The organism is Shewanella sp. SG41-4 (assembly GCF_014164505.1).
Taxonomy (GTDB): Bacteria; Pseudomonadota; Gammaproteobacteria; order Enterobacterales; family Shewanellaceae; genus Shewanella.
Genome location: NZ_JACJFI010000189.1, coordinates 1 through 8,671 on the forward strand (window position 1 = coordinate 1; position 8,671 = coordinate 8,671).

Annotated in this window: 4 protein-coding genes and 1 pseudogene; all 5 read right to left on the bottom strand. The window is 42.4% G+C overall.

Annotated elements, in window-relative coordinates:
* Positions 1-1,320 (bottom strand): annotated as a pseudogene (locus H5202_RS15355) (hypothetical protein); the annotation flags it as partial.
* Positions 1,321-1,616: 296 nt separating this feature from the next.
* Entirely contained in the window at positions 1,617-3,038 is a 1,422-nt protein-coding gene (locus tag H5202_RS15360) for a restriction endonuclease subunit S (RefSeq protein WP_182772846.1), read from the bottom strand.
* Positions 3,038-4,675: an N-6 DNA methylase gene (locus tag H5202_RS15365; protein ID WP_182772847.1), complete on the bottom strand. Its 1,638-nt coding sequence runs from the start codon at positions 4,673-4,675 to the stop codon at positions 3,038-3,040. The genes H5202_RS15360 and H5202_RS15365 overlap by 1 nt, the downstream gene beginning before the upstream one ends.
* A 75-nt stretch (positions 4,676-4,750) precedes the next feature.
* On the bottom strand, positions 4,751-8,290 hold the full coding sequence (hsdR, locus tag H5202_RS15370; RefSeq protein ID WP_182772848.1) for a type I restriction-modification system endonuclease: 3,540 nt from the start codon (positions 8,288-8,290) through the stop codon (positions 4,751-4,753).
* A gap of 22 nt (positions 8,291-8,312) precedes the next feature.
* Positions 8,313-8,671: hypothetical protein (locus H5202_RS15375; protein WP_182772849.1), on the bottom strand; the 359-nt coding region annotated here is incomplete at its 5' end.

Here is an 8,671-nt window from a genome sequence, read left to right on the forward strand (position 1 = left end):
TTTAAATTCTTCAACCAACTCTTTGGTAAACATCTTCGTGAGTACAGCAATATTCGATTTAACGATTATTTGTTGTGCAGAGTACTGAGCCAAAAACTTATTCTGTACCATGCGATCTCGACTATCTGGCAGTAAACATGACGCCACGGCTAAGTAGGCGGGATAAGCACTCAACATTAAACACTGCTGGTAATTGTCACCTAAGTATTGAGTCATTTTGGCATCTAAATCACGTAAGCTCTCAAGCTCGCAGTCTGAAACCAATTGATTTTTATCAAGTTGAATCGGGTTTTGTATGCGTTTATTAAAGATGGTCCACACTTCAGACTGGTCATCTAAATGCTGTTTAATTTTCTCTAACGTACCAGGGTTATTAGCATCACCCTTTTGTGGTGCAGACGCTTTACTGGTGATGTAAAACACGGCATGTGCTTTATGTACCGCTTGCCAAATAGCCTCGCTTACCTTTGATTCTTTACCTTCAATACCAGGCACATCGAGTAAATTAAATTGGCAGCCATCAACATCAAATGAATAACATTGAGTGTCTAACGTAAAATCAGATTGGCCATTACCAATAATGCCGCCATCCGCAAATGGTTCGGCTAGTTTGATGGCTGAAATTAAGTGTAAATAGTTTTTTTCTATCTCATTAACCCTGGTAACCAGCTGATTTCGCGATTCAAGATGGCTAGCCGTTTGTTGGGTGAGTGCCGATTTAGCACTGCTGAAAGCGTCATTAGTCGAATTAGCGGCTTTGGCTTGTGGACTGGTTTTAAAAAGCCAAATAAACCGTTGTAAAAGCGATACTGATTTTTTTAAATCAATCCAAACTTGCTGTGCCAAATTATGACTCGTTTCGCACTGTATAAGCATTTGTTTAAGTTCGGTTTGCTCAATATTCCACGCAGCATCGATTGTTTCTATTTGCTTTTCAGTATCTAAAATTAGTTGCCTGGTTTGCTCAACTGTATCGACCGTAATACCCGCATCAAGTTGCCATTGTTTAAATTTAGCTTGTTGTTGTTTCTTAGTCGCTTCACCGAGCAAAATCCGCAGGGTTTCAATAATGGTCGACTTACCTGCATTGGTTTCGCCATAAAGTGCAATGGTAAAGGTATTCCATTCAGCGTATTTTTCAAGCTCATTGAGCTTGGCGGTGATATCGCCATACAGATTATTTAACAGCTGTTGGCTATAAGCGGTGGTGTCTTTTGTCGCTAGATCGCCAGAATCAATTGTAAGGTCGTTAAGTAACTTATCCACTAACGATTGAACATGTTGATAAATATGATGGGTACTATATTGAGGGTTTTGCATTCTGTTATATCATTCCTTTGAAAAATCCATTTTATGACGACGTAACTGTCATCAATCTTTTATTACGCCGCAAGCGGTAACGCTATTATTATATTTTACTTTTACACCTTATTAAAAAATCTATCCACCTGTTTTTACGATATTTTCGAGGAGTGTCGACTATTTAAGCGGATCTATTATCTTGCGCTAAATACGTGTATTACATGAGTAAGGTATTGATAGGCACTAGCAAAGTAAGGGCAAAATACGGGTAAGCACAAAAGCCGTATATCGACTGATGTACTTACCCAAAACTATTATTTTGCTGACGACTTTTTACTGCCTACCCCTTTTTTAGCAGCTTTCGAAAGGGCTTTAGCATCCAAGCGAGCTTTGGCGATACGTTCAAGCAGTTTGTCGGCAGGTTCGTCGTTAGGGTCTTGTGGCACTAACTCCCCGCGGAATGCCTTAGCCAAAATGCTTTGGGTGAGGTTATCGACTCGCATTTGGGCTTTTTTCACCTGCGATTCGATGGTGTCGGCAAGTTCAAAGTAATTATCGACAAGGCGGACGATTTCTTTTTGTTCTTTTATGGGTGGTAAAGGAATTGTCGACTCACGGCACTGTGTCAACGATATATTAATTTGACCAACGGACCCTTTGGTATCAGGCATAACCGCTCTCACTAGTTCCCCCTCACAAAGAACAAAATATAAAAACTTGTTATTAAGAAATTCATCATTTGCTCTAAAAAGAGTAATAGCCTGATTTAGGTTCCATTCAGGATATTGATCTGTCAATATCGCTACTTTCCCAAGTGGTGGACCTACAATATTCATCAACACATCACCAGGATAGGCAATTGATCTTTTAGATTTTTCTTGATGAGTTTCATTAGTAACAAATTGGGGTTTATAGTCAAAGTCGATTTTCTGGTTGACTATATTGTAAACTTTTAAAAAAGGAACTGTCCCATTTTGATTAAATGGGTCATTTTTGGGTGTCGAACCACTTTGAACTTTTTTACAAACATCAGTGGCTGCTTTTAGCACCCAACCTTTAGGAATTAAACGTGAACAAACTTCTGCATATTCATCGCATCCACGCCACTCTTCTGTCAACTTACCTGATACTGCTGAGGCGAGCACGGATTGGCGGAAGCGTTTTAGGATAGCGGGGATGCCATCGAGGCGGGCTTTGATGGTGTCGACCTGCGCCAACACTTCATCCAGTTTTTCGACGATGCGCTTTTGTTCGGGTTGAGGGGCTAATGGTATGTTAGTTGTTTGAACCATTTTTTTGCTAAGTTCAACTTGGTTGGTGGAACCGTTTTGTAGTCCGTTAATACCCCCTTGCGTTTCAGGATGCATAATCCAATAAAAAGCATATTTAGAATTAACTAATGAATTGGTTCTAACAATGGTGACATGACTATCAACAACTTTTGCTTTGTTAAGTTGCTCTAAGTTCACATAACACGCGCGTCCTATTGTTCCAGTCCCAGTCGAATTCCATAAGATATCACCTTCGACTAAATACCTTTGAACATCCCATTTATCCCATTGCTCAGGATGAATATATTTTAAATGTTCTTGCTGAATACCAAACCAACGTACAGCCTTTTGATTTACAACCGGATACTCACTATATTCGACGTATTTTGGGCTTTTACCACGTTGAATATAGTCAGATATTGCTTCCAAATTTGTATCTGCCCATCCTTTTTGCAAAAGTCTCATTACTGATCCTCCGGCTTTTCTACTAACCCAAATGCTTCTGCAACGAGCTGTTTTTGCCCTTCGGCAACATCATCTGCACCTAATGACAGCATCAGCTGATAAATTTCCGACATGGCTTCAGTCAGATCGGCCATGGCCTCGCCTGCTAGGATTTCAGGTTCTGGCAAGTTCTCGCTATTAGTTGCGGCTAAATCTTTAAGCCAGGAAATATCTAATGAGTCACCTTTTTGATCGCGTATGTAGTCACGGCTGAACTTTCGGAAACGGGCGGTTTCAAGAGATTGCGCTTTCTCGCTTGACGCTTCATTAGCTTCTACACTGTCTTTTTCAGTGACTTTTTCAGTAGCGTCGACGCTTGTGTCAATTTCGCCAAGTTGCTGCCAAACGCCCTCTTTACGAGGAGATTGACCGTTGCTGTCGCTACCAAAGGCTTTGATGAAATCGTGAAAATGGGCGTCTGTTAGCGGGCGGCGTTTACCAAAGGTATTCATGTTAGTACGCATGTCGTACACCCATGTTGCTGTGGTGCAGCCTTTGTCTTGATTTGGATTGGTTGGGCTGCCTTTTTGGAAAAACAGCACGTTGGTTTTTACCCCAGCGGCATAAAAAATGCCGGTAGGTAAGCGCAAAATAGTGTGCAGGTTACATTTGTCCATTAAGTCGCGGCGAATTTCAGTGCCTTTACCGCCTTCAAACAACACGTTATCTGGGATCACCACGGCGGCGCGGCCACCTGGTAGCAGTGCCTCAACAATGTGCTGCATAAAACACAGTTGCTTGTTGCCCGTTGGGTGAACAAAGATACGGGTAATGTTAGTACTGGCCGCGCTGCCAAAAGGCGGGTTGGTTAATATCACCTGTGCTTTGGGGAGGTTTTCCCCTGCACTGCCCAAAGTATTGCCTAAACGGATAGCGCCATGTTCGGCGTCGCCTTCTATGTCATGCAATAGACAGTTCATTAACGCTAAACGACGAGTTTCGGGCACTAACTCCAGGCCGATAAAGGCTTTGGTCATTTGAAACTCTTGGTCGGTATCGTCTAGGTCATCTAAGTCATGGGTTTGTGACTTAATGTATTTGTCGGCTTCAATTAAAAAGCCTGCGGTACCCGCGGCGGGATCTTGTATCACTTCCCGTGCTTGCGGTTTAAGCAGCTGAACAATGGCACTAATTAATGGCCGCGGCGTAAAGTACTGGCCTGCGCCTGATTTGGTTTCGTTGGCGTTTTTTTGCAGTAAACCTTCATACATGTCGCCAAAATCGTCGCGGGATTTACCTTGTCCATCGTCAAACCAATCGAGTTTGTCCATATTGTCGACAAGCTCGGTTAATTGCGCTGGCTGAGTAATGGTGGTGTTAACGTTTTGGAATATAGCGCGCACAATGGCGTGCTCGTCGGTACCGAGTTGCACTAGCATATTGCGATAAAACTGGTGTTGTTCTTGACCGATTTTGGACTTGAGATTGGCCCAACGAAAGCCTTCTGGCAGTAAGTCTTTCTCTTGCCCTGTTGATTGGCACATTTTTAAAAATAATAGCGATGCCAACTCATTAACGTAGTTTTGGTACGATACACCACCATCACGCAAGTTGTCGCACAGCTTCCACAGTTTGGCGACTAGTTCATTGTTGTTCATAAAATATTGTCTCTTTATATTGCATGTTAAGCATTAAATGCGAGTGTATGGTTCCTGTCATTGCATGATAGGAGTTTATGCACGCTCATCCCAGATATAATCGTTAAAGTCGGACAGTATGCGCGCTAATTCATCATTAAAAACGGCTTCCAGGCGTGTTTTACCGCCACGGCGTTTGTAATTACCCATTTTGAAGGTGTTGTCGTCTAGCACCACGCTTTCTTTTAAGCTGTCAGCTAGGCGTTCAAGCCAGGTGATTTGCTCTGCTGTCCAATCGACTTGTTGAAGAATTTTAGCCAGTGCATTGTCTACCCGTTGATCGAACGGCAATAAGGCTTGGCCCATTGCTGCACGGCGAATATGACCAATTAATCGGGCGGCGATGTCTTGATTGGTTTTTTTCGCCCACGCTTTACGCAATGTTGATTCGTCAAAGTGCTGGGCGTCGAACCATTCTTGTAATTCAACTAACGCTTTGCGGGTTAAATCGCGCGGTTTAGTGAGCACGGTTTGTAAGGCTGCACTTTGATTTACATTGACATCGACCAGCTTGTCGAAGGCTTCGAGGAAGTCTTCTGGATTGTCGTAGTCGCCGTATAGACGATCTACCGATATGACTTTGTCGTCTATGTCGGTAAATATAGGCCATTTACTTTGCTCATTAATGAGGTTTTTAAGCCGTTCGATACGCGGTACTAGGTTATCTACTTGGTTAAATATTTCCGCGGTCCATTTAGGGCCTTTTTGCTTGAGTGTGTGACCTAAATTGGCAAAGTCACAGCCTATGGTGTCTTGGCATATTTCATCAAATCGAATAACCGCTTGGTCTATTTCTTTGTTGTATTGACGGTTATACGTGGCTTGGCCAATCACCCGTTGTAACTTAGTCACCAGTAAGTCATGACTGTGCGCGGCAAAGCTTCTGCCGTCGGCCTCTTTGACTTTATAGGTTTCGCTGTCGGTAATTTCATTGACCAGAGTTTGAATATCTACCGATGGTCTCACGACAACGGGCTTCATGCTGTCAACACTTTCTAAGGTGGCATACAAATCGACAGCATCAAATATACGAAACGATGTTTTACCTACTTGCGGGCATAAACGGGTTGCACGGCCTTTCATTTGCTCATATAAAATACGGCTGCGTACCTTACGCACAAACACAATGTTGCAAATACTGGGGATGTCGACCCCGGTACTGAGTAAATCCACCGTGACCACAATATTGGGTAAGCGCTCTTTTTTATAGCGGGTGATCATGCTTTGCACTTTATCTGAGTCTTTGTCTGACGCACCGGTAATTTTAATAATGGCGTCGTGTTCAAGCAGCGGATATTTTTCACCAAATGACAAACGTAATTGATCAACCATCATGTCTGCATGGTCGTTATCGACACAAAATACTAAGGTTTTTTGCAGGCTGGTTGGGTCGATATGATTAACGAGCTCATCACAAATGGCTTTCGTGAAATTAGGTGCAATAAGATTACGGTTAAAGTCTGCAACTTCAAAATCTTGCTCGTCGGCTAATTCGTCTATGATGAGTTCACCTTGATAACTTAATCGCTCAACTTGTTCGCCTTTAGCGAAATGCACCCCGTTTTGACTTAATTGGGTGACTATTTTTATAGGTGGTTCTTGGTCATTAAGGTAACCGTCGATAACCGCCTGACGATAGGTGTATCGATAAATAGGGTCGCCAAAAATCTCACGAGTGTGCAGCGCGGGGGTGGCGGTTAAGGCAATTTTTACTGCATCAAAATGTTCAATAATTCGGCGGTACGACGAGATGTAGTCTTGTGCATTACGGAACTGCTCTTCCCCTTCGGTTTGCTCTGAGTCCAGCACATAACCACGATGCGCTTCGTCGACAATAATGCAGTCGTAACGCCCTACGGGGACGGTTTCATCGCTTTGTAGTACTCGTTTAACCAGCGACTGCACTGTGGCGACATGAATTTTGGTGCTGTCTTCTGGGAATTTGTCGGTTAGGCCTTTTACATTAAAGATGCTGCTAAAGGTTTCGTCGTTAATACGAACATCTTCAAACGCACCAATAGCTTGAATACCTAGGCTGCGTCTGTCGACTAAAAACAAAATGCGGTTAATACGTTGTGACTGGATCAGGCGATACATAATGCCTATTGCGGTGCGGGTTTTACCCGTTCCTGTGGCCATTGCCAGCATCATTTCTTGTTTGCCATCAATAATGCCTTGCTCAATGGCTTTTACGGCGTCTTCTTGATAGTAATACAAGCTAAGCGGCGAATAATCGGGATTTTGACTAAACCAGTTCTTTAGCACGTCATTATTGCGCTCAAGTTTGGCCATTAATTCTTCTGGGCTATGCCAGGATGGTAATGCTTTGGCTTGGTTGGTACTTGAGCGAACATCCCGGTGCCAAATGCCACTTTTTGTTTTAACCGCGGCACGGTATTCACGGCCATTGGCGGAATAGCAAAATGGAATGTTAAATTGGGTTGTACCATCTGAGTCTAACCATAATGGTTTATAAGTTGGCAGCTGATCGGCAATCATTGAGAATTGGTCTGAATTTTTATAATGATTACTTAACTCATCGCGCAAAAATTGCATGTCAAAGGTATGGCTATAACGATACGCTTCTGACAATTTGGCCATAACATCGAGATTTTGCTTTTTGGCCTCAATCACTGCAATGGGCAACAAACCAACAAATAACACGTAATCGGCAAAGCCTGCTTTACCTGTTTCATCAAGGCCTGTTGGCCATTCGGCAATGGCGATATTGCGGCCAATTTCTGGTCGGGTTCCTGCTGCATATTTTAGCAGTTGCGTGTTGGCTTCCCAGCCTGCTTGTCGTAGTTGTAGATCAATAAGGTAACGAGTTTCTGGCTCGCTTAAGCCTAATGAGCGTGAAGCTGCTTGTTCAGTAATTTGCTTTTTGTAAGCTTTGCGTTCTGCTTCTGTCTTTTTAGCTATTTCAGCATCTTTAGCTTTTAATTGAGCTTCAAGCGCAGCAATACGGGCTTGTGTTTGTTCTATGGTTTCGGTTTGCTTACTTTCTAAAATCGAAATGTAACCTTGTAGGGCAACAAGTTTGTTTTGCTGTGCTGCAACTTCTGACTTTGACTGGGCTTGATTATGTTTTGATTGTTGTTCAGCCTCTGCGAGTGCTGCTTTTAATTCATCTATTTGCTTAGCTGCATCGTCATTACTTTGCTGACTTGTTGGCAGGATAAATAGCGGTGTTTGAAAGTCATCATCTTTGGTCAGCAGGCGGTAATACCATACGCTTAATCGGAAAGTTAATCGCAAACACATTTCCGCATCATTTAAATCTTCATGGTATTTATGAACGGCTTTGTTGCCGATAATCCGTAACTCATGAAATATTTTAATGATTGAGTCGTCGACCCAAGACACTTTGGCTAGCTCGCGGAGTAAATCAAGCTGCGTGTCTTGTGATTCGATACACAACAATTTACCTAAGTGCTTAGCGGCAGATTCACCAAACATGCGTAGCTTAACCAATGTGGTATTAGGGTCGTCAGGAAAGTTATTTTCTGCCGCGCAGGCAATACGATATAAAATATCGTTTACACCTTTTAAAAACTCGAAGTTTGATTTTTTCATAACATCCTTTCTAAATCATTTTTTAGACTTGTTCATCTAAGCTAGATTTTAAGTAATCCGATCTTCTTGGGCTGAATTTAGTTTGGCTTTTCAATGTTATTGATAGCTTGTATTGCCATAAACCAGAACGGCTAAAGTGGTAACTATACTTTCGTTCCAGCGTTAACATGGTGTGGACCACGTCTTGTAGGTTTGTTGATTCAATCGGTAATTGATAACAACCATAATGATCATATTTGTCAGTTTGAATCCAAATATGATCACCAATTTGACTAACAAGTATGAAGTTATCTTGTATATCATTTAACACGATACATTCATCTTGATGATGTGTAGGCAATTGATTTTTGATGTTTTGGCTGGCGTAAAGCCAAATGTTTC

Excerpts from the sequence above, each read along its gene's own strand:
- hsdR (WP_182772848.1), bottom strand. The coding sequence starts at position 8,290 with ATGAAAAAATCAAACTTCGAGTTTTTAAAAGGTGTAAACGATATTTTA.
- H5202_RS15360 (WP_182772846.1), bottom strand. The coding sequence starts at position 3,038 with ATGAGACTTTTGCAAAAAGGATGGGCAGATACAAATTTGGAAGCAATA.
- H5202_RS15365 (WP_182772847.1), bottom strand. The coding sequence starts at position 4,675 with ATGAACAACAATGAACTAGTCGCCAAACTGTGGAAGCTGTGCGACAAC.